Here is a 22,317-nt window from a genome sequence, read left to right on the forward strand (position 1 = left end):
CAACTTCTAGTGTTTTAAATTTTTCAAACAGTTCAATTACGATTCTAACTTTTTAAACATCAATTGCATAAAAAAACAGCCTTTGACAAAATTATCTCTATCCTTTGTATGTAAAGCGCAAAACTTTAAACAACAAGTCTTATTAAGGCTTATCTAAAAAGTTGGAATCTAAAATTTGCTTTTTTTTAAAGTTTAAAATATAATTCTAACTGCCCTTTTTGAGACTTGTGCAATGGGTTTTTTAGATAATGCTTCAGGGTGGGAACACAGCAGAGCCTCTAAAACATCTATGTGCCGCAAGTATCTTAAAAAGGGTGTTAAAGATTTAAAATGACAAACAAACTTCCCATAGAAACATTTTTACAAACAGATTTTTCTCATATCATAGATGTGCGCTCCCCTAGAGAATACGCACAATCACACATTCCAAACGCCATAAATTACCCTGTTTTAAATGATGATGAGTTTGAGCGCATTGGCACACTCTATAAACAAAATCCCTTTAATGCTAAGGTGTTAGGTGCAAGTTTTGTAAGCGCAAATATTTCTAAATATCTTTTAAAACTACAAGAAACAATCCATCCTAAAAAACCTATTGGAATCTATTGCGCGCGCGGTGGAATGCGTAGTCAATCCTTTGGGATTATACTCCATCAAATTGGCTATCAAGTCGCTTTGCTAGAAGGTGGGTATAAGGCTTACCGCAAAGAGGTTGTGCGCTATTTGCAATCCCCCTTGCCACACCGCTTCATTACGCTTATAGGACAAACAGGCAGTGGGAAGAGTGAGATTATCGCTTCTTTTAAAAATTCTTTGGATTTAGAAGGGATTGCAAGGCATTTAGGTTCTAGCTTTGGGGCAATTTTTGGATTCCAACCTAGCGTTAAAAACTTCCAAAACACGCTATTTACAAGGCTTAAGGAGCTAGAAAACGCTCCCTTTATTTTGGTTGAAGGTGAGAGCAAAAGGATTGGCAATTTAATCTTGCCTAGTGTGCTTTATAACACTTACCAAAATGCACCAAAAATTCTTATCCAAACTCCAATTAATGAGCGCATTAAAAGAATTACTAAGCAATATGGTAAAATTTCACCCACATTTTTTGAAAATGCAATGCAAAAAATTGCTCCTTTTATGAAAAAGGAATATTGGCAAAATGCTAAAAATGCCTTTGAATGCGGAGATTTAGAAAGAGTGGCTGAGATTTTACTCATAAAATATTACGATAAGGTTTATAAAAAGGAATCCTATCTCCATACCATTCCCTATCACTCCTTAGAGCAAGCGCATACTGAAATTTGCAATTTTGCTACACAATTTTACAAATAAAGGAAACTTTTGGATACTTACACTTATGGCGAATTATTAAAAACTCTTGCTACAAAATGTGAAAACATTGCAAAAATTATGCAACCTAGCTCCCTAAAAATGCGCATTGATGAAATTTTAAAACTAGAACAAACAAAGGAATTTTGGGAAGATGCAAAAAAAGCAGGGGAGTTACAAAAGGAAAAAAAGCGTTGTGAACGACAACTTGAAAAATACAATAATGCAAAATCCGCCCTTGATGATGCAAGTGAGCTTTTTGAACTCTCAAGTGATGATTTAGACAGCCTTGAAGCATTATTTGCAGAGTCTGAAGAGTTGGAATCCACAATTAAAAATGCTGAGATTGAAGTGATGCTAAGTGATCCATTAGATTCCAACAATGCAATTTTTACCATCACTCCGGGTGCTGGAGGGACGGAATCGCAAGATTGGGCAAGTATGCTTTATAGAATGTATTTGCGCTGGGCAGAACGCAAGGGCTTTAAGGTGGAATTACTAGATTATCAAGAAGGAGATGAAGCAGGGATTAAAGATGCAAGCTTTATCATAAAGGGTGAAAACGCCTATGGTTATGCGAAGGCTGAAAATGGTGTGCATCGCCTAGTGCGCATTTCTCCTTTTGATGCAAATGCTAAACGCCACACAAGCTTTAGCTCCGTGCAAGTAAGCCCTGAAATTGATGATGCTATCACGATTGAAATTGATGAAAAAGATTTAGAAATTGACACTTATCGTGCTAGCGGTGCAGGCGGACAGCACGTGAATAAGACAGAATCTGCTGTGCGCATCACACACAAGCCTAGTGGAATTGTCGTGCAATGCCAAAATGATAGAAGCCAACATAAAAATAAAGCCAGTGCGCTTAAAATGCTAAAATCTAAACTTTATAAACTAGAGCGTCTAAAGCGTGAAGCACAAACTAGCAATACAGACAAAGGCGATAATGGCTGGGGACATCAAATCAGAAGCTATGTTTTAACGCCTTATCAACAAGTCAAAGATTTACGCTCCAATCTTGCTTACACTAATGTAGATGCAATCTTAGATGGCGATATTGATGCGATTTTAGAAGGCGTGCTTATTCACATTAATACGCAAAATGCGGAATCGTAATTTAAAAATTATCCTCAAACCAACCTGCAATCTCACTGCGGATTGTTTGGTGCAACACAATAGCAGACAAAAAATCATCTTGCTTTGCTTTTTTTAGCAAGCTTACAAGCCCATTGCGAAACTTGCTTAAATAAGGATGATCAATTTGCATAGGATCGCCTAAAAACACAATCCTAGAATCTTCTGCCATTCTTGTGCCAATCAGCTTAATCGTCGCATTTAAAGCATTTTGCGCTTCATCAAAAATCACAAACTTCTTAGCAATGCTAACCCCCCTAGCGTGCGCAATATCCATCACTTCAATATTATGCTTTGTGATAAAATATTCCGTTGCCTCCTTGCTTTGAATGCTATTTGCCTCTCCGCGATACTCAATACGCTTTGCTAGGGATTCCTTTTGCATTTTAGTAATCATAAAGTTGATTGCACTAAAAAGCGGATACATAAAATAGTTGAGTTTTTGATTTTCATCGCCTTTGCGGAATCCAAGTTCTGCCTCCTTATCATTTGCTGTAATGGTGTTGCGCAAATACACGATTCCACTCACCACTCCTTTTTTTAGCAAATGCAACCCCGCCTGTAATGCAATGAGCGTTTTCCCGCTCCCTGTTGCACCGCTACAAATGGTGATTTTATTCCTAGGGTGCATTAAAAGTGCGTAAAGAAATTTTTGCTCTAAATTAATAGGCTTGACATAAAACATAAATTCTTCTAAAAGCACATCAAAATCCAATAACTCAAAAGCTCCATCAAGCTTAAATCCATAGTGCTTTCTACCTGTTTGATACAAACTATTTTCTGTGTTGTCCAACTCATCAATGGCAAGCAAGCTCCAATTTTTTAAATGTTTAAATGCTTGCTCTTTCTCTATGTTTGCTTTAATATCGCTCTTATGTGCGCTAAAATGCGTTAAAAAATCAATCTCTTGGGGATTTTCAATGCGATCGCGCATTAGAGATTGTGAGTTAATACTTAAAGAGAGTGCATAAACTTTTAGTGAAATATCATTGGTCAAAAGTGTGAGATTATAATCTTTTGCAATTTCTAAAAGGCGCGCATCATTTAACCCATAATCTTGAAATTTTGTTTTATAAATGGGACGATGGATAATTTGTAAAGGAATCTCTCTAGCATTACTGCTAAAATATAGCGTATGGATTTTGTCATTTTCCTTTGCGCAAATGCGTGGTATGCTAGTGTTATCACTATTAATATTTCTAAAAAATTCCCTTGCAAAAAATCCCGTTTCGTTATTTAAGTCCTTTTTCTTATCTAGCTCGCTTAAGGTTACATCGCAAATAAAAATTGCATTTTCACCATTTTGATGGAGAAAAAAGAGATTCTCCACATCATCTAAGATGATTGAAGTGTCAATGAGATAGGATTTTTTCACCTATTGACAACCTTCACATTCAATGCTTCTATCCATTGTATCTGTTGTGGCTTCTGCTTCTACACTTTGTGAGCGCAAATAATAAGTGGATTTTAAGCCAAGCTTCCAAGCAAGCATATAAATTTCATTTAAGTATTTTCCACTAGCTAGATTAAGAGCCATAAAGATATTTGTGCTTTGCCCTTGATCAATCCATTTTTGGCGCACAGCGGCGGCTTTTACTAATAATTTTTGGTCAATTTCATAGGCTGAAGTGTAATAACTCCAATTTTCCAAGCTCAAATTTGGAGCAACAACGGGAATCAAACCGCTAAGATTTTCCTCAAACCACTTGCGCTTATAAATGGGTTCAATCGTCTGTGTTGTGCCAACTAAAATAGAAATAGAACTTGTCGGCGCAATCGCCATCAAATAGCCATTACGCATCCCCTTGCTTCTCACTTCTTCACGCAAGGCATTCCAATCATAATCATAGGCAAATAAACCACCACGATCCACTAAGGATTTTGCTTCATTATTCGCCTTATCAATAGGAAAAATCCCTTTAGACCATTCAGAGCCTACAAAATCGCTATACACACCCTTTTCTTGCGCCAACTTACAACTTGATTCAATCGCATTATAACTAATAGATTCCATAATTGCATCAATCTTTTTTAAATGCGCATCACTCCCCCACTCTATGCGCGATTCTGCAAGCATTTGTGCCTCACCCATCACGCCAAGCCCAATGGCACGATTCTCTAAGTTTGTAACCTTAACCTTGCGATTGGGATAAAAATTTAAATCAATCACATTATCAAGCATTCTAATTGCAATGGGAACAACGCGCTCTATATCTTCTTTTGTGTGGATTTTTGAAAGATTAATGGACGCTAGATTGCACACAGCAGTTTTTCCATCTTTTGACTCTCTTTGTGCAATGAAAACCTTTTTCCCACCAATGCTATCTGTAGAAGTGATTTTATTAGAAGGCTTCTCTATGCCACAATCCGTAAGAATCAACTGATATTCTGGATAATCTTTAATGCTACCATCTTCAAATTCTACACGGATAAAAGTAGTGTTTGGCTCTGTATTTTGAAAAATCTCTGTGCAAAGATTTGAACTTCTAATAATCCCTATGTGAGCATTTGGATTAGCACGATTTGCATTGTCTTTAAAGCACAAAAAGGGAGAGCCTGTTTCAAAATAACTTGTTAGAATCTTTTTCCAAAGATCCTTAGCCTTAATGGTTTCTCTAACAATACTTGCATCTTGCTCATATTGCATATAGCGCGCTTCAAAGGCTTCACCATATAGATTAGTTAAATCTGCACAAGCAAGCGAGTCAAACAAACTCCACAAGCCATCTTCACTCACTCTTTTCATAAACAAATCTGGAATCCATAATGCCGGGAACAAATCGTGTGTGCGTCTTCGCTCTTCACCACTATTTTTCTTAATATCCACAAAATCAAAAATATCACTATGCCAAGGCTCTAAATACACAGAAATTGCACCCTTTCTAGTGCCTAATTGATCCACAGCAATAGCAATATCATTTGTGATTTTTAAAAAGGGAATCACCCCACCTGCAGCGTTTTTATGCCCATCAATAAAACTTCCTAATCCACGGATTTTTGAAAAATCCCATCCGATTCCACCCCCATATTTGCTTAAAAGTGCCATCTCTTTGTAAGAATCAAAAATCCCTTCAATGCTATCAGGAGTGCTTCCAATGTAGCAAGAGCTAAGCTGATGGCGCGGCGTTCTTGCATTAGAGAGTGTTGGTGTTGCTACCATTACTTCAAATTTTGAGAGTAAATCATAAAACTGCTCCGCCCAATAATTTGGATCTTTTTCATTTTGCGCCAAAAACATCGCAATCCCCATAAACATATGCTGCGGCAATTCAATGGGATTGCCTTGCTTATCCTTTAGCAAATAGCGGTCATAAAGCGTTTTGACACCCAAATAATTAAACTGCAAATCCCTCTCTTTTACAATTTTTTTATCCAAACGCTCCAAATTAAACTTCTCTTTTAATCCCCTAATAATGCGATTCTCTCTTTCCCCCACTGCAAAATACTCTGCAAGACTTTTATAGCCATTAAATCCATTTACGCGGTGGTATAAATCATATAAAAACAAGCGCGCTGCAACATAAGTCCAATGAGGACAATCAATATCAATCTTATCCACCGCTGTTTTAATGAGTGTTTGTTGAATCTCTTGTGTGGTGATTTTATCGCGAAATTGCAATTTTGCATCCACTTCTAACTCACTTTGAGAAACCCCCTCTAATCCAACAACAGAATCACGCGTATATTTTTGAATCTTTGTAACATCTAACGGCTCAATGCGTCCATTTCTTTTTATCACTGTTAGCATAATACCCCTTATTAATTTCTCATAGTTTAACCTAAAGTCTTATAAACTGCACGAAGAAAGCCTTAATTACTTATACTCTACAATCTCATCTAATCCTAAACGAAATCTCTCTTGCTGCGCTTTTGCCCTATAACCAAAACACACAACTAAAGCCACTTGTTCCTTTGTTGCATCTAAATGCAAATAGCTTTCAATCCCTGCCTTATCAAAACCCTCCATATAGCAAGTGTCAATCTTTAGATAACTTGCATAAGCAACCATATAAGTTGCCATAATATAAGCCTGCATTGCTCCCCATTGAAAAATATTATTTTCTAAGTATCCCCTAGTTTTTAGATGTTGTTTTAACACATTAAAAAGCCCATCTAAACTTTCTTTGCTAGGGGCTTTTCCGCTTGCAAGCTTCGCTAAATATGCACTTGGTGGATTTAAATCTTGACACAAAACTTTATAAACCACCACAGCACTGGCAGTGGCAATTTGTGGTTGATTCCAACAAAGCGTCTGCAAAGACTCTTTTGCCTCCTCACTTTGAAAAACTACCATTCTTGTTGGTTCCATACCAAAGGAGCTAGGTGCCAACCTTCCAACTTCTAAAATTGCATTTAAAACCTCTTGTGGAATCTTCTTGTCTCTATCAAATAACTTGCAAGCATGTCTAAAATGCACAGATTCTAAAAATGCATCCATTCTCTTCTCCTTAAAATTATTTTGCTTTTCTTTTTCTTTGCGTTGGATCTAGCACTTTTTTGCGGATTCTAATACTCTTTGGTGTTACCTCTAAAATCTCATCTTCTTCAATCCATTCTAATGCACGCTCTAAATTTAAATCTCTAGGCGGAGTGAGCTTAATTGCATCATCACTTCCACTTGCGCGCATATTTGTTAAATGCTTGGCTTTGACGGGATTAACATCTAAATCATTCTCTCTGCTATGCTCTCCAATAATCATTCCTATATAAACTTTAGTTTGTGGCGGGATAAATAGCACACCGCGCTCTTGCATATTTCCCAACGAAAAAGGCGTTGCTTCTCCATTTTCCATAGAAATTAACGCACCATTATTGCGTGTTTCTACGCTTCCACTAAAGGGACGAAACTCTAAAAAACTATTATTCATCACACCTTCTCCCTTAGTATCTGTTAAAAACTCACTTCTATATCCAATCAACCCCCTAGCTGGAATCTCAAATTCTAATCTTGTGTATCCCTCACCCATAGGATTCATAGCCTTTAGCTCCGCTTTTCTACGCCCTAGCTTTTCAATCACACTCCCAGAATAATCCTGTGGCGTATCCACAACCAAAGATTCAAAAGGCTCGCATTTTTGCCCATCAATCTCTTTAACAATCACTTCAGGGCGCGAAATACTAAACTCATAATCCTCTCTTCTTAAATTCTCCGCTAGGATTGTGATTTGTAACTCTCCCCTGCCACTAACCTTAAACTTCCCTTCGCCTAGTTCTTCAACCCTCATTGCAATATTTGTTTGCATCTCTTTTTCAAGGCGCTCTTTTAACTTATTTGCTGTTACATGCTTGCCTTCTAATCCGGCAAATGGGGAGTCATTAACTGCAAAATTCACACTCATTGTTGGCTCTTCTAAGTGCATAGGATCCAGTGGAATAGGATTATTAGGATCTACAATAGAATCCCCAACATTAATAGAATGGAATCCCGCTAAGGCTACAATATCCCCCGCTTGCGCTGCATCAATCTCTGTTCTTGCAAGCCCATAAAAACCAATGAGTTTTGTAATCTTACCTGTAATTTTCTCCCCATTACTCTTAGCAAGCATTACATTCTCACCCTTTTTAATCTTACCATTAAAGATTCTTGCAATTCCAATTTTACCCACATAATTGTCATAATCTAGCGTGAAAATTTGCACCTGCAAAGGATTTTCCCTATTCCCACTAGGCAATGGCACATATTCTAAAATCGCATCAAAAAGTGGCTCTAAATTCTTTTTTTCATCCTCTAGCTCCTTTATTGCATAGCCATCACGCGCCGCAGCATAGATGACAGGAAAGTCTAATTGTTCCTCATTTGCTCCCATTGCAGAGAACAAATCAAACACCTCATCAACCACTCTATCAGGTTGTGCCGCAGGTTTATCAATCTTATTGACTACCACAATAGGACGGATTCCAAGCCCTAATGCTTTTTTTACCACAAATTTAGTCTGTGGCATCACCCCTTCTTGCGCATCTACAAGCAATAGCACTCCATCAACCATTTTTAAAACGCGTTCAACCTCTCCACCAAAATCAGCGTGTCCGGGAGTATCTATAATATTAATCTTAGTCCCATTGTAATGGATTGCTGTATTTTTAGATAAAATCGTAATCCCACGCTCTTTTTCAATATCGTTGCTATCCATCACGCGTTCATCAACTTGCTCGTGGCTTGCAAATGTGCCAGACTGCCGCAATAAACCATCCACAAGCGTTGTTTTTCCGTGATCTACATGCGCAATAACCGCAATATTTCTAATCTCTTGCATTTGTTTCCTTAAAGAGTTTTAATCAATAAAATAAATTGCGGATTCTACTCAAAAAATCCTTAAAAAATCAGACTAATCCTGCTTCTATATTTTGGAATACTTTTTGCTTTAAAATACAATAAATTTTATCAAAAGGCGTTGTTATGCTCCCTTTCTTAGAAGTTGAATCCATTCCAAAAAAATCCTCTACCCTCATTAAAGGCATCTCTAAAGAAACGCAAAATTTATTGGATAACCCCACAGAGAATTCTCAAGATTTTGCACAAATTTTTAACGCGCTAACACAACCCATAACAAAAAAAGATTCTACTCTAAAAACGCTAAATAGAAGAAATAAGCTAACCCCCAATCAACAACCTAGCAATTTTCTAAAAATCCTTGATGAAAAATATAATCTAACAAAAGATTTCAAAAACCAAAAAACCCCTCCACTAAAGAGTGCTAAAGATTTGTTAGAGTTTTCAAGCTCTCAAAAACAAGGCAAAACACTCAAAGACTTAAGCGAAGTTACCAAAAACTTACAACTCTCTCTTAAAAAAATCTCTATAAAGTCAGAAAATGTAGAATCTAAAATAGAATCTAAAAATACAATAGAATCCAAACAACAACTCCAAAACATTCCAAAAAACTCTTCGCTGCTTAACTTAATTTTACAGGATAAAAACCTAGTTTCTAAAGATTCTCCAAAAATAAGGGAAACCAAAGAAACTAAAACAATTAAACAAACAAAAACAGAATCCAACATTTTAGATTCCATTCCCCTTAAAAAGAAAGAATCTCAAACAAACACCAAACCAGAGATAAAACCAGAATCTAAAACAGAAATCCAATTAGAATCCAAAATAAATTCTAAATCTGAATTAGACATACCCATTAAAGAAAAAGAATCAAAGGAGTCCAAAACAGAATCTAAAACTAACTCCAAGCTAGACTTTACAAAATTAGAATCCAAAATAAATTCTAAAACTAAAAATGAGCCAAATGCTATACAAAGGGACTTTACTCCAAAAAACAGCAAAGAATCCCAAAAAGAACCTGCAATCAAAAATGACAAACAAACAGAGATTAGACAAAATCTGCCCAATACCCTTAATGCAGTTGCAACACAAAAAGAAGAAATCACTCAGCAGTCCTTAGAACAGACTAAACAAGAAAGTTTTTTAGATAATTTTTTAAAAACCAACCAAAAACCACAAAGCGAGCCAAAAGAACTAACCCAACAACCACCCAAAGAAAAAGAAATCCGTAAAGAAAATGAAAAATTAAACCAAGAAAATTACCAAAACCCCATACAAACCCAAAGGGAATCACGCTTTAATCCCCAAAACACTTTTATACATTTTAGCGATCACCTAAGAGATGCTATAACAAATTATCGCCCCCCTGTTACAAAAATAAGCCTAGAGCTAAACCCACAAAATCTAGGTAGTGTGGAGCTAACCATTGCCAAAAATGGCGAGAAGCTCTCTGTGCAAATTAGCTCTAACCAAAGTGCCTTGCAACTCATTATGCAAAACACACAAGAATTTAAAAATGCACTAGGCAATTTAGGATTCCAAAATGTAGAGATTGACTTTAAAGATAATCAAGGTAGTAGTCTAAGTAATGGGAATTTTAGCGATTCTAGCGGAAATCAGCAAAACGGATTCCAACAAGGACAACAACATAATCCACACAATTTTCAACAAAACACACAACAAAATTCACAAAATACTGAAAATTGGAACGAAAATAGCTTGCACATAGACAAAAAAGCAAAGAATCCCTATGAAAAATTAGCCATTGTGGAACTTAGCTTTTCATATTACGCCTAAGGAGCAACTATGTCAACAATCCCAAATTTAAATGGCAACTACCAATTCCCAACTTCAAGAGAAAATAATATCTTACCAAGCGCAACAAAAGAAGAAGACACTAACAAATTAGAAAACAATACAAGCGCAAACGATACAGCAAACTCTACTGAGCCATCAGAAAACAACACTAATGCACTAGGCGATAAGCCCATTCCAAATAAAAACCAAGAAAATAGTAATTCCCTATCCAATGAAGCTTTTATGCGCTTATTCTTAGAACAGCTCAAAAACCAAGACCCAACTGCTCCTATGGAAACACAAGAGATTTTAACCCAAACTGCACAGCTTACACAAGTTGAAGCACAAGAAAAAATGAAAAAAGCAATGGAAGATATGACAACTACAATGAAGTCTATGCAAGAAACAAATCAAGCTACCATTGAAGCACAAAAAAAGCTTGTAGAAACACAAGAAAAAATGCTAGAAACAATGGGAAATCTTTCTGGAAGCATTCAAGATGGTTCTATCCTTAATGGTTACAACACAATTGGAATGATAGGAAATATCGCAGAAACACCATTTACTGCACTCAAAATAGAAAAAAACGAAGCCATTGATTTTGAGCTTTACTTTGATGAGCCAATTGATCCAACAAAAGGTTCTCCTAAAATTACCATTATGGATAAAGACAATAAAGTCATTAAAGAAATTGACTTAGCTGAAAAAAACTCTGATGGAAGCTATAAGTATCAAGGCAAGCAAGGATATGTGCAATTCCAATGGGATACAAGAGATAATCAAGGCAATTTTATGCAAAAAGGCGATTATGTAGTAAGAGCAGAATACAATCTTGATAAAACTTCAAACAAATACAAAGAAACGCAATTAGGCAGAGGTGAGGTGCAAAGCATCGTATTTGATCAAGGAGTGCCTTATGTGAAATTAGGAGAGAAATTAACCATCCCCATTGTCTATGTTACATCTTATTATAAAAAAACAGGGGAAGGAATAGACCTGCCTGATTTGCCCAAGCCTGAAAACAAAGCATAAAGGAGTTTGCAATGATAGGTTCATTATACAGAGGGATTAGTGGAATCAGAACACATCAATTCGCACTTGATTCCACTTCAAACAACATTGCAAATGTTAATACTACGGGATACAGAGCAAATTCCACAGAATTTAAAAGTCTTTTTTCAACAAATCTAAACTACATCAACTCTAACTCTCCAATTTCTAATGACTATAATTATGGTTCTACGATTGGAGCAAATGCAATTAACGCTAATGATGGGACTTATGTAAAGGCTGATGGAGAGTTTAATGTTGCTTATAGCGGAAAAGGCTGGTTTGTTGTGGGGCTAAATAAAGGCGGAGAGTTTGACATTAAAGCACCAAACTACACAGGAGTGCAACAAAACTTTTTTACGCGCGATGGTTCTTTTAGCTTAGATGGTGAAGGCTATTTAGTAAATTCTAGCGGTTATTATATGTATGGAATCAATCTAGGAAAAATCGCAGCTGATGGAACGCTAACAGGCACAAACAACCTAGAAGCAGATTATGCAGCACTTGGAGGATCAACATTAAAGCCTTTGCAAATCCCAAAAAATCTACACTACCAACCAACACTAACCACAGAAGTAAATCTTGCCATCAATTTAAACCGCACACAAAATCCAAAGGGAATCACCGCCTTAAAAGATGAAAAGGGCAATTTTAGTATGGATAAATTCCTAGCACAAGACATTAACTCCCTAATGGACGCTAGCGGGAAGCTTATTGATGCGCAAAACTTTAAAGACATTAAATTTAGCATTGAAAAAGAAGGAATAACTAGAGATTATGCTTTCTCTTATGGAGTAGATTTTAAAAGTATGGGTGAGCTTATGGAGCGCATCAAGGAAACAACTGGCTTAACATTAGGATTAAAGCTTGATAGCCTTGGCAATCCCACTGATTGTTCTTTATTCTTAAGCAATAGCGGAATGCAAGATATAAAATTAAGTGTTAGCGGAAAGCTAGCAGATAAACTAGGTTTAAAAGCAAATAAAAGCCCATTGGAATCCGCTTTTAAAGGCGAGCTTAAAGAATACCAAGATGGCGAAACTTACAAAGACAAAGACTATGTTAAATATGAAGGAATCATTTTTCAAAAAAATGGCGATGGAGCAGCTGCTGCAAATCCACTTGAAGATCCTAATGGTTGGACGCTTATTGATAGTAGCATTGTGGCAGAATATTCTGAGAAACAGGCTAAAGATTATGAAAAAGACGCCCTTGTTGTTGTAGATGGTAAGATTTATCAAAAGCAAACAGGAAAAGGGGGTATAACAGAAGTCATAGATCCCGTTACTGGCGAAGCTACCATTACTCCCCCAGCAGAAGACACAGCAAACTGGAAAGAAGTCGCTGAAGCTGCAATAGGGAGTATCGGAGAATACAAAGAAGGCGAAACCTATGAGCAGGATTCTATTGTTAGCCATAATGGAATCCTATACCAAAAAATTAATGGCACAGGCAACACAAATCCTGCCGAAGACTCACAAGGCTGGAAACCACTTAGAGTCAATGGCATCACTAGCACACAACTTCAAGTTCCAACTTATGAAACAAATACAGAAATCTTTAGCGATTCTGGTGAAAAATTTATTTTAAAGAGTCAATATGTGCTTTTAGAACAAAGCAACCCTAACGCTAACCCAGCAACACTAGAGCACTGGGAAGTGCGCACAGAAATTTATGACAGCACAGGAAAAATGCTAATTAGCGATGCTCCCGTGATGAGTGAAATCACTTTTAATGCTGACGGAAGCGCAAATGCTACTCCTTTTGAAGTGCCATTTAATAACCAAAGTATTAGCGTGGATTTAACAAAATCTGAAGATGGCAAAACTTCTAGCAACTTTGCCTACACAGATTCCACCACAAAATCCGTTACGCAAGATGGAACACAAGCTGGAATTGTAAAAAACATTATCATTAATAATGATGGAATCCTTTTAGTTAATTTCACAAATGGAAAAATGGAGCCTATTGGACGCTTTGGAATTGCTGCATTTGTTAATGATCAAGGTTTAAGCAAAATAGGTGGGAATCTTTTTGAGATGAATGTGCGCACCATTAATGAAGAAACGAATGTTGTCAGCGGACCTCCGATTTTAGCGTGGAATGAGAAAGGGCTTGCAGGGCTTAAGTTTGGGCAAGTAATGGACCATATGCTAGAAACTAGCAATGTAGATACAGGAACCGCCCTAACAGATTTAATCATTTATCAAAGGGGCTACCAAATGAGTGCTAAATCCATCACAACAGCCGATCAGCTAATGCAAGAAGCAATCCAACTCAAACGCTAAGACAAAAGCCTAAGCTGTCCGATTCTGTATAGCGCAAAGTCATATTTAATCGGATCGCTTGCATCAAACTCCCTTAAACTCTGACTGACTTCAAGCACCGCTTTATAATCATAACTTTTGCGCTTTAGCAATCCTAGCCTTTGTGAGATTCTAAAAGTATGCGTATCAAGCGGCAATAATAAATCCTTTGTATCCACACTACTCCAAAGCCCTAAATCAAGAAAATCTTTACGCACCATCCAACGCAAAAAAAGATTCCATCTTTTTAAAGGCGAAGTGTTTTTCTCAGTAATTGGAGCACCTAACAAAAATTGCAAGCCCTTAGAATTTGGGTTTTGCAAACGCCTATAAATTGCATTTTGCAAACTTTGGATTCCACTTAAAATACCATTTTGGATTCCAACTTTTTGATACCCTTGATAAAAAATACTCTCCAAAGACTCTAAATGCAACAACACCCTAAAGAAATCCTGAATCTCTGCATTACTTTGAAAGCGATAAGGTTGATTTGTTTGCAATTTACAATTCCCATTAGAATCTAACAAATCCCCTAAATTACAGCTCCGTAAAAATTTTAAAATCGCCCTAACATTACCATAAGCAAATAACGCACAAAACAAAGCAATCTTTTCATTTCTAAACTCTCTTGCCACAAGCAAGGGATCTAAGAACTCTTCACTCACAGCGCATTCTGCATTAAAATTCTGATATTGTGCTTCTAAAAACACTTTTAAAAACTTTTTAGAGGGATGTTTTGGAATCTTAAAAGCCATTATGGATTCTGTAATAATTGCCTTGTATCAATTTTAAAATCAAAATATTTAGATTCCACTTTAGAATCCCCAAGCATTCCAAACTGCACACTTGCTGCATTAAAATTTTTCTCTTGTAGATAAATAATTGCATTAGCAATCCTTGTTTCATAATGCGTTGGTGCTTCTAGTTTAGCTAATTGCAACAACGCAGCAGCATTTTCTAAATGCCCTGCCCCAACTGCTGTAACTCCCGCTAAAAACAGCGTTTGCGTATCCTGCTCCTTAAAATCATCTATTAAACTATTATAAAGCGTAAAAGCTTTTTCAAACTCTTGTAGATACAAATAAGTTAATGCTAAAGCCTGTATCACGCCACGCACATCTTTTTGTTCCGTGATTAAACGCACATCTAAATCTTGTTCAATATAATGCAAAGTTCCAATAATATATGCAATCTCAACATACATCTCACGCACCACAGATGCGCCATAATAAAACGCATCTTTATTGATATTTTTGTCTTGGTAATACTGCTGAAGTTTTAAAGACAGGGCTTTTGGATCATCTTTGTAATTAAGTGCAAGCAGGGTTAGCAAATTTGCAATAGGATCGCGCGGTGCAATATGCTTTAAAGATTCCGCACTTTTAATTAGCAAGCTTTGGTTATTGAGTTGCACACCTTGCGCAAAATCTAGCGCATAATAAATTGCCACATTGCTATTTTCTTTCTCTAGCGATTCTAAAGAATTTGGAATCCCATCACGCACAAAATTTAAGAGTGCTTGAATAAACTCTTGCTCCATTATACTGCCATTAAAATTTACAATCTCCCTGCCCACTTCTTCTTCTAAGCGTGTGGTATCTCTGTATGTTAATTTTGCTGCAATCATCGCAAAAAGTCCGGCGTGCAAATCACTAGGATTTAAGTGAAACGCGCGCAAAAAATGACGATATGCTAAGTCAAAATCATTCATTTGCGCATAATTTAATCCTAAATTATAATGCAAAATAGAATGGTTTGGATAGGTATCCACCGCTTTCTTTAAAAGTGCATTGGCATTGCGAACATTCCCATTTAGCGTTTCTAAAATCGCATTTGCAATATTGCGATTAACACGAGAAATCGTCTGTCCGCGCACTAAAATCTCTTTTGCTTCTTGCAAATTTTCAATGTGTATGCTAATCCCACCTTCTTGTATCACATTAAAGGCTTCTTGCGCATCAAAAACCTTATAAGGTGCATAATAAAAAAGAATCTTATAAGCATTTAGCTTTTGTCCGCTAAAACTCTCCCAAAAACGCTTTTGTGCAATATCCACATTAAAAAACTCATCGCGCAAAGTGATTTTAATTGGATAGGGATTACTCTTTAATGCACCTTCATCGTTTGCATACTTACTAGAAATCCTAGAAGCTTGTCCGTATTCTGGAAGTTTCATCTTAATTAATAGCAACGCAAAATCTGCTTCTTGAGTGCTTCCAAAGGCGTCAATGCTTTGCAGCATTAATGAGTTTGCACGCGGATAATCCCCAATGCGCGCATAAAGCAAAGCAAGATTAAACCAATTTTTAGCATCTGTTGAATTTCTACTCAAAGCTTCAATGGCTTTGTAATTATTATTAAAATACGCATACATCGCTGCTAAGAGCGCATCACTTTCAGCTTGATAATACGGAGAATTTCTATGCAAAAGGGATGAAAACGCTTCTAAATAATTCCCCAAATAAAAATTTGTCAAAGAATACAAATAAGAATATAAAGGCAAATTTCCAGAATAAGGCAAATAAGTTTGTGCCAACTGCAAATAGTAGCGGTATTGCAATGGCTCCCCTAAACGCAAAGCACACACCGCCGCATTTAATGCACTAATCACCCTATCCTCATTTAAATCAATCGCTTTTTGAAACGACTTAAGGGCTTCTGCATAAGCCCTCTCTTCCATTTGTGCCACACCTAAATTATAATTAGACAAAACTTCAGAATAATTAGAAATTCTTCCATATAAGTCTAATGCTTCCTGCTTGTTTCCATTTGTGTATAAAAAATTTGCCTTTTTAATCAATGCTTCTAAATTTTCAGCATTTGTAATCAATTCTTTGCTTTGATTAATCGTAAAATCTCCTGGCGGAGTTATCATAGCATCTGTTTGTTGCGGTTCTTTATGCTCTTTAGTCAAAAGAAGACCAATGAGAAAAATAAATGCAAGCAACAAAAGCCCAAACAAAAAAAATAAAAAAGCTGTTGTTTTCTTATGTTGTGCAAAATAGTCTAATAACCTAACTGTTTTCCCTTCTGGCTTTTGTGGTTCTGCATCTTTTTTTAAAATATCATCTAAAACATTAAAGCTATCATCAAGTTGAATCACATCGCCATCAGGGGCTTGTGGCGCATTGCTTGGTGTATTGCTTTGATTCTCAGCCATTTACTATCTCAAATAAGATTCCAAAACAGATGGAATCCTAATGCTTCCATCAGCATTTTGATAATTTTCCATAATGGCTACAAGTGTTCTACCCACTGCTAGACTTGAACCATTTAATGTATGCACTAGGACATTCTTTTTATTGGAATCTTTATAGCGGATTTTAGCCCTTCTTGCTTGAAAATCCCTTGTGTTGGAAATGGAGCTAATCTCTCTATAACAATTCTGCCCCGGAAGCCACACTTCAATATCTATCGTATTGCTTGCGCTAAAGCCTAAATCCCCACCACAGAGTTGCACTAAACGATGGGGAAGTCCCAAAGACACAAGCAATTCTGAAGCACAAGCAACCATTCTCTCTTGCATCCTATCGCTATCTTGTGGCGTTGTGAGTGCCACAAGCTCTACCTTATCAAATTGATGCTGTCTAATAATCCCACGCGTATCTCTCCCTGCACTGCCCGCTTCTTTCCTAAAACAAGGCGTATAAGCTGTTAGCATCATAGGTAACATATCCTCTTTTAAAATCTCATCACTATAAAGATTTGTAAGCGTTGCTTCAGCCGTTGGAATCAAATATAATGCGCGTCCCTTGCCACTCTCTTCCTCTTTAAAATCAGAAATCTTAAATAAATCCTCTTCAAACTTTGGTAACTGCCCTGTGCCAAAAAGCGTCTGTGCATTTGCAATCACTGGAGTGCCAACTTCACTAAATCCGTGCGCACTATTAAAATCAAGCATATAATTAATCAATGCTCTCTCTAGCTTCGCTCCCATTCCCATAAACACACTAAAACGACTTTTAGCAAGCTTCACACCGCGCTCAAAATCAATCCACCCATTTTGCTCCGCTAATTCCCAATGCTCCTTTGGCTTAAAATTAAATTGTGGAATCTCTAGCACCTTTTTTAGTTCCACATTATCGTTCTCATCTCTTCCAAAAGGCGTTTTAGAATCCGGAATATTTGGGATATTATGCGTTAATTCTTGAAGTTGATTTTCCCAAACTTCTAACTCTTTTGCTTGCAAATCAATCTGTGTTTTAAGCCCATCACACTCTATTTTAAGAGCGTTAATATCGCCGCCTTCTTGCTTGTATTTTGCAAAAAGCTTTGTTTTTGCATTTTGCTCTGCTTGTAACTCCTCTAGGGCAATTTTCTTTTGCTTATAATTTAAACTACTCTGACGCAAAGCATCTAAGAAAGCTGCATCAATATTGCGTTTTGATAATTTTTCTGCCACAGAATCAAAGGCATTGACAAGAAGTTTTAAATCAATCATACCATAACCCCAACAAACTTGAAGATGTAAGGATTCTACAATACTGCTTTTTAAAATAGGCTAAAAATTTTATAAATTAGGAAAAATCAAAGAAAAACAATATATAATTAAGCTTTTTTAAGGAGTTTAAATGCTTGGGAATTTTACACTCACGCTTTCAATTCTATGCGGAATCTCACTTGTAATTTTAGCAATCGCTGGAATTTCAATTAGAAAAAATAGCACCAAACTGACAAGCTTTGAAAAAAAACTTTTATTCTTTGTGGCGTTTTTAGTTTGTTTTGGAATCATCATATTATATATTTTAGGCAATCTTGAGTTATTCATCGCCCTAATTAGCTAAAACCCACAAAAAGATTCCAACTTTTGGAATCTTAGACTTTCTGTTTTCTCCATATCCCACTTTGAAAAATTTTCCAATACACAAATGCTCTTAAAAAAGTTTCTAAACAAATACATAAATAAATATACTCTACAGCATATCCAAGCGTTGCAATAAAATAGCAAGGAAGAACACGCAATCCCCAAATCATCACACTATTAATTGCTAATGTAATCTTCGTAATCCCAGCTCCACGCAATGCCCCATCTAAAATACAAATAAAAGCAAAAGGTAATTGAGAGATTCCAATAGGGATAAGATAGCTTGCGCTTGCACTTATTGCTTCAATGTCTTGAGTGAAAAATCCTGCAAGCTCTGGAGCAAATACACTCATTATAAGCCCAACAAGCCCCATAAAGATTCCACCTAATAGCAAAGTATTTAGCGTGGAATATTTTGCTTCTAAAGGCTTCTTTGCTCCAAGATTTTGTCCCATTAACGCCATTGCAGCAATCATAAATCCAAAGCCCGGCATAAAAGCAAATCCTTCAATCCGTGTAGCTATCTGATAGCCCGCCAAATCATAAGTGCCATAAAGAGCTACAAATTTTGTCATAAATAAAATTGCAAAAAGCGTTAAAAACCGCTCCGCCCCACTTGGAATCCCAACAACAAATGCACGCCTAATGTAATTAAAATTAATCCGCCCCCTTAATGCAATAGGACTATTTTTATACACTAACAAAAGCAAAAAAAGTGCTAAAGTTTCTAGGGTATTAATAATTAATGTGCCAATAGCCGCCCCAATCACACCAAAAGCAGGAATAAGGACAAAGCCAAAAATTAAAATAAACTTAATAAAAGGATTAATAAGCGTGATAATAACCTTAATATAAAAAGGGAATTTCGCAGCCCCAGCAGCAGAAAATGCAGAAATACTCACTTGCTTAATCAAAAGTAAAGGCACACTAAAAAGTGCGATTTCTAAATACGCACTTCCAATCTCGTGCGCTTCATTAGAGATTCCAATCCAAGAGAAAAAAATTTCATAACTAAAAAATCCCAACACCATCAAAGGCAAAGACAAACAAAAGGAGGCGAAGGTTAAACTAAGTGCCACCTCATTTGCACTTCTTGCATCATTTGCACCTAGAAACCTAGCCACAAGCGCACTATTCCCAACAAAAATAATCGTCGTAAATGCAAAGATTAGTAGCATAAAATTCAAACTAACCCCCACTGCTACAATTGCACTTGCTCCAAAAACACCAATCATCAACAAATCAATGCTAAGATTAATAATGTCCAAAAGCGAGTTTAACCCAGAAGGAATTGCAATATTTAGAATCCTACGGCTTCTATCTTTAGAGAAAAAACGCAATCGTCTTAACACTTCCACTCCAAGAATTAAAACTCAAATTGTAACAGATTTTAAAGCTTAAAATAAAGATTGCATTTATTTCCAACACTCTGTATTTGTGATTCCAACATTCTCAGCCTTAAATGCAGGATTTTTTCCTTCCTTTTTTTGCGCCTCATAATCCTTTAAAACCTTAATGGCAAGATTACTCAAAAGCAACATCACAATAATATTAATGCTTGCCATAAGCCCCATAAACACATCGGCTAAATCCCAAGCAAGCGATAAATTTAATTGCGCACCAATAAACACCATAAGCACAGCCAAAAAACGAAAAATCTGCAATGCAAGCTTATTCTCTGTAATAAACTTAAAATTTGCCTCTGCATAAAAATAATTTCCAATCAATGAAGTAAATGCAAACAGCACAATTGCAACACTCACAAACATAAGCCCAAAAGTCCCTAAATGCCCTTGCATCACACCTTGAATTAGAAACATTCCTTGCAAGCTTTCTTTGTCGATATTGGAGCAAAGCACTATAAAAGCACTTGCTGAACAAATAATTAGCGTATCAATAAACACCGATAGTGTTTGCACCATACCTTGCTTTGCTGGATGGCTAGTGTGTGCAGCGGCGGCGGCATTTGGTGCAGAACCCATACCCGCTTCATTAGAAAACAATCCACGCTTAATCCCAATCACAATTGCACTTCCAGCAAATCCGCCAAAAATTGCTTCAAAATTAAAGGCTTCCTGTAAAACATTTCCAAAAATAAGCGGAATCTTATCCACATTCATACCCACAATAATTAATGCCACCACAAGATAACCCAATGCCATAATTGGCACTAAAACTGATGAAATGATTGCAGATTTCTTTGCTCCACCAAAGAAGAAAAACGCTACTAAAATCGCCAAAATTAAGCCCACAAAAAGCGTCAAATAACCATTATTGTAAATTTCTTTTCCCACAAAAATTTCAAACGCAGAAGTGAGTGTGTAAGATTGTAATCCATTAAATCCGCAAGCAAAACAAAAGATTAAAGAAATGGCAAAGATTACACCAAGAATGCGTGAATTTAACGCACTCTCAATATAATACGCAGGACCACCCTTATAATGATGCTCTCCGTCTTTGCGCTTATACACTTGCGCCAAAGTAGATTCCACAAATGCACTTGCCCCACCAATAATAGCAGTAACCCACATCCAAAACAATGCTCCAACGCCCCCGCCAGTAATTGCTACGGAAACCCCTACAATATTTCCGATTCCAACTCTTGAAGCCGTAGAAATCATTAATGCACCAAAGGGCGTAATATGCTCTTTGTTTCCACGCTCCTTTAACACCCAAAATACATCTTTTAAAAAACGCAACTGAATTAAGCGCGTTCTAATCGTCAAATACAATCCGCATAAAATTAACGCAAAAACAAGCCAATAAGTGTATAAAAACCCACTGATAGCACCAACTAAATCATAAAATGCTTGCATATTTATCCTTTTATTAAAAATTATTTTTTAAGATAGCACAATTCTATCAAAATAGCAAAAAAAGAAGATTTTATCCCTCAAGAAGTAATCAAAGAGAAATAGAATAAACATCAATAAGAATTTTGAAATTTAGAGAAGGATAAATGCACAGCCCTTATTGATTTAATTAAAATCCCCCATGCCAATACCCGATTGTATAATTATGATATTGAAATTACGCATTTATCCTTCTATAAATTTCAAAAAATATAAAATATTACTATGCATTCTCTATAATTCTATTTTAAAAAATATAAAAATGGTATTAAAAATTCAATAAATATTGATGCCTACCCATAAAACTAAAAGCGAGTAAAAATAGCAAAAATTCTTATAAAGCTTCTCTTTTAAAAAGAAAATTTATTCCATAAACGATTAGATTATATTTTATTGTTGGAATATCGTGTAGTTGGAATCTTAGATTACATTATTTCTATTAATGGTGCCGAGGGTCGGAATCGAACCGACACGGGGTTGCCCCCACCAGATTTTGAGTCTGGCGCGTCTACCAATTTCACCACCCCGGCATTTAGAGGCGTAATTATATCCAAAAAATATTTTTATATCAAACCTTTTTCTAGTTTTTCTAAGCGCATTTCTTGTATTTTTTGCATTTTTGTCAAATTTGCAGTAGCAGTAATTTGATTTAATAACACCCAAAGGCTAAGTGTCGCAAAAAGGATTGTAATCACACAAGCAATCAAAGCAATTTTTACCGCTCTTTTTGCTGTGCTTTTAGCTAACTCTAAAGTTTTTTGTTGCTCTTCCATTCCT

Annotated in this window: 16 protein-coding genes, 1 tRNA gene and 1 other RNA gene; 7 read left to right on the top strand and 11 right to left on the bottom strand. The window is 36.3% G+C overall.

Features of this window, described 5'->3' with window-relative positions:
* The first annotated feature begins 216 nt into the window (after nt 1–216).
* From ffs to prfB, 3 genes are all read left to right on the top strand, one after another.
* Nucleotides 217–314, top strand: an RNA gene (ffs, locus tag MRZ19_RS04740) — signal recognition particle sRNA small type.
* Between the two features lie 16 nt (nt 315–330).
* Nucleotides 331–1,329, top strand: coding sequence for a tRNA 2-selenouridine(34) synthase MnmH (gene mnmH, locus MRZ19_RS04745; RefSeq protein ID WP_291030850.1), 999 nt, complete (start codon nt 331–333; stop codon nt 1,327–1,329).
* Nucleotides 1,330–1,338: 9 nt separating this feature from the next.
* Nucleotides 1,339–2,442, top strand: coding sequence for a peptide chain release factor 2 (gene prfB, locus MRZ19_RS04750; RefSeq protein ID WP_291030852.1), 1,104 nt, complete (start codon nt 1,339–1,341; stop codon nt 2,440–2,442).
* A 1-nt stretch (nt 2,443) separates the two neighbouring features.
* Here prfB and MRZ19_RS04755 read toward each other — a convergent pair whose 3' ends face one another.
* The 4 genes from MRZ19_RS04755 to typA form a co-directional block, all read right to left on the bottom strand.
* Entirely contained in the window at nt 2,444–3,835 is a 1,392-nt protein-coding gene (locus tag MRZ19_RS04755) for a PhoH family protein (RefSeq protein ID WP_291030853.1), read from the bottom strand.
* Nucleotides 3,836–6,208 (bottom strand): ribonucleoside-diphosphate reductase subunit alpha, encoded by a 2,373-nt coding sequence (locus tag MRZ19_RS04760; protein ID WP_291030855.1) that lies wholly within the window; start codon nt 6,206–6,208, stop codon nt 3,836–3,838.
* A 66-nt stretch (nt 6,209–6,274) separates the two neighbouring features.
* Nucleotides 6,275–6,898, bottom strand: coding sequence for an NAD(P)H-dependent oxidoreductase (locus tag MRZ19_RS04765; RefSeq protein ID WP_291030857.1), 624 nt, complete (start codon nt 6,896–6,898; stop codon nt 6,275–6,277).
* 16 nt (nt 6,899–6,914) lie between these two features.
* Nucleotides 6,915–8,714: a translational GTPase TypA gene (gene typA, locus MRZ19_RS04770; RefSeq protein ID WP_291030859.1), complete on the bottom strand. Its 1,800-nt coding sequence runs from the start codon at nt 8,712–8,714 to the stop codon at nt 6,915–6,917.
* Between the two features lie 143 nt (nt 8,715–8,857).
* Here typA and MRZ19_RS04775 point away from each other — a divergent pair, with 143 nt between their 5' ends.
* From MRZ19_RS04775 to MRZ19_RS04785, 3 genes are read left to right on the top strand one after another with little or no spacing between them, the layout of a single operon-like run.
* Entirely contained in the window at nt 8,858–10,528 is a 1,671-nt protein-coding gene (locus MRZ19_RS04775) for a flagellar hook-length control protein FliK (RefSeq protein WP_291030861.1), read from the top strand.
* A gap of 9 nt (nt 10,529–10,537) precedes the next feature.
* Entirely contained in the window at nt 10,538–11,560 is a 1,023-nt protein-coding gene (gene flgD, locus MRZ19_RS04780) for a flagellar hook assembly protein FlgD (protein WP_291030863.1), read from the top strand.
* 11 nt (nt 11,561–11,571) lie between these two features.
* The gene (locus MRZ19_RS04785) at nt 11,572–13,866 is read left to right on the top strand and encodes a flagellar hook-basal body complex protein (protein ID WP_291030865.1); all 2,295 of its coding nucleotides are present in this window, start codon (nt 11,572–11,574) and stop codon (nt 13,864–13,866) included.
* Here MRZ19_RS04785 and MRZ19_RS04790 read toward each other — a convergent pair.
* Genes MRZ19_RS04790 through serS form a run of 3 tightly spaced genes read right to left on the bottom strand, consistent with a single transcriptional unit; the run spans nt 13,863 to nt 18,325 of the window.
* Nucleotides 13,863–14,639: a TIGR02757 family protein gene (locus MRZ19_RS04790; RefSeq protein WP_291030867.1), complete on the bottom strand. Its 777-nt coding sequence runs from the start codon at nt 14,637–14,639 to the stop codon at nt 13,863–13,865. The genes MRZ19_RS04785 and MRZ19_RS04790 overlap by 4 nt on opposite strands.
* The gene (locus MRZ19_RS04795; protein WP_291030869.1) at nt 14,639–17,044 is read right to left on the bottom strand and encodes a tetratricopeptide repeat protein; all 2,406 of its coding nucleotides are present in this window, start codon (nt 17,042–17,044) and stop codon (nt 14,639–14,641) included. Before MRZ19_RS04795 ends, MRZ19_RS04790 begins: the two co-directional genes overlap by 1 nt.
* Nucleotides 17,045–17,047: 3 nt before the next feature.
* Nucleotides 17,048–18,325 carry a serine--tRNA ligase gene (gene serS, locus MRZ19_RS04800; protein ID WP_291030871.1) on the bottom strand — a complete coding sequence of 426 codons (1,278 nt, stop codon included), beginning with the start codon at nt 18,323–18,325 and terminating at the stop codon, nt 17,048–17,050.
* Nucleotides 18,326–18,455: 130 nt separating this feature from the next.
* Here serS and MRZ19_RS04805 point away from each other — a divergent pair, with 130 nt between their 5' ends.
* Nucleotides 18,456–18,668: a hypothetical protein gene (locus tag MRZ19_RS04805; protein ID WP_291030873.1), complete on the top strand. Its 213-nt coding sequence runs from the start codon at nt 18,456–18,458 to the stop codon at nt 18,666–18,668.
* Nucleotides 18,669–18,699: 31 nt separating this feature from the next.
* Here the strand turns inward: MRZ19_RS04805 and MRZ19_RS04810 are convergent, their stop codons facing one another.
* From MRZ19_RS04810 to MRZ19_RS04825, 4 genes are all read right to left on the bottom strand, one after another.
* The gene (locus tag MRZ19_RS04810; protein WP_291030875.1) at nt 18,700–20,040 is read right to left on the bottom strand and encodes an MATE family efflux transporter; all 1,341 of its coding nucleotides are present in this window, start codon (nt 20,038–20,040) and stop codon (nt 18,700–18,702) included.
* A gap of 63 nt (nt 20,041–20,103) precedes the next feature.
* Nucleotides 20,104–21,504, bottom strand: coding sequence for a sodium:alanine symporter family protein (locus tag MRZ19_RS04815; RefSeq protein WP_291030877.1), 1,401 nt, complete (start codon nt 21,502–21,504; stop codon nt 20,104–20,106).
* Nucleotides 21,505–21,983: 479 nt separating this feature from the next.
* Nucleotides 21,984–22,070 (bottom strand) — tRNA-Leu (locus MRZ19_RS04820).
* 33 nt (nt 22,071–22,103) lie between these two features.
* The gene (locus MRZ19_RS04825) at nt 22,104–22,313 is read right to left on the bottom strand and encodes a DUF5408 family protein (RefSeq protein WP_291030879.1); all 210 of its coding nucleotides are present in this window, start codon (nt 22,311–22,313) and stop codon (nt 22,104–22,106) included.
* Nucleotides 22,314–22,317 lie beyond the last annotated feature (4 nt).

The organism is Helicobacter sp. (assembly GCF_022770205.1).
Lineage (GTDB): Bacteria > Campylobacterota > Campylobacteria > Campylobacterales > Helicobacteraceae > Helicobacter_D.

Excerpts from the sequence above, each read along its gene's own strand:
- MRZ19_RS04760 (WP_291030855.1), bottom strand. The coding sequence starts at position 6,208 with ATGCTAACAGTGATAAAAAGAAATGGACGCATTGAGCCGTTAGATGTT.
- mnmH (WP_291030850.1), top strand. The coding sequence starts at position 331 with ATGACAAACAAACTTCCCATAGAAACATTTTTACAAACAGATTTTTCT.
- MRZ19_RS04790 (WP_291030867.1), bottom strand. The coding sequence starts at position 14,639 with ATGGCTTTTAAGATTCCAAAACATCCCTCTAAAAAGTTTTTAAAAGTG.
- MRZ19_RS04795 (WP_291030869.1), bottom strand. The coding sequence starts at position 17,044 with ATGGCTGAGAATCAAAGCAATACACCAAGCAATGCGCCACAAGCCCCT.
- MRZ19_RS04785 (WP_291030865.1), top strand. The coding sequence starts at position 11,572 with ATGATAGGTTCATTATACAGAGGGATTAGTGGAATCAGAACACATCAA.
- serS (WP_291030871.1), bottom strand. The coding sequence starts at position 18,325 with ATGATTGATTTAAAACTTCTTGTCAATGCCTTTGATTCTGTGGCAGAA.
- MRZ19_RS04805 (WP_291030873.1), top strand. The coding sequence starts at position 18,456 with ATGCTTGGGAATTTTACACTCACGCTTTCAATTCTATGCGGAATCTCA.
- MRZ19_RS04775 (WP_291030861.1), top strand. The coding sequence starts at position 8,858 with ATGCTCCCTTTCTTAGAAGTTGAATCCATTCCAAAAAAATCCTCTACC.
- MRZ19_RS04815 (WP_291030877.1), bottom strand. The coding sequence starts at position 21,504 with ATGCAAGCATTTTATGATTTAGTTGGTGCTATCAGTGGGTTTTTATAC.
- MRZ19_RS04765 (WP_291030857.1), bottom strand. The coding sequence starts at position 6,898 with ATGGATGCATTTTTAGAATCTGTGCATTTTAGACATGCTTGCAAGTTA.
- MRZ19_RS04825 (WP_291030879.1), bottom strand. The coding sequence starts at position 22,313 with ATGGAAGAGCAACAAAAAACTTTAGAGTTAGCTAAAAGCACAGCAAAA.
- typA (WP_291030859.1), bottom strand. The coding sequence starts at position 8,714 with ATGCAAGAGATTAGAAATATTGCGGTTATTGCGCATGTAGATCACGGA.
- flgD (WP_291030863.1), top strand. The coding sequence starts at position 10,538 with ATGTCAACAATCCCAAATTTAAATGGCAACTACCAATTCCCAACTTCA.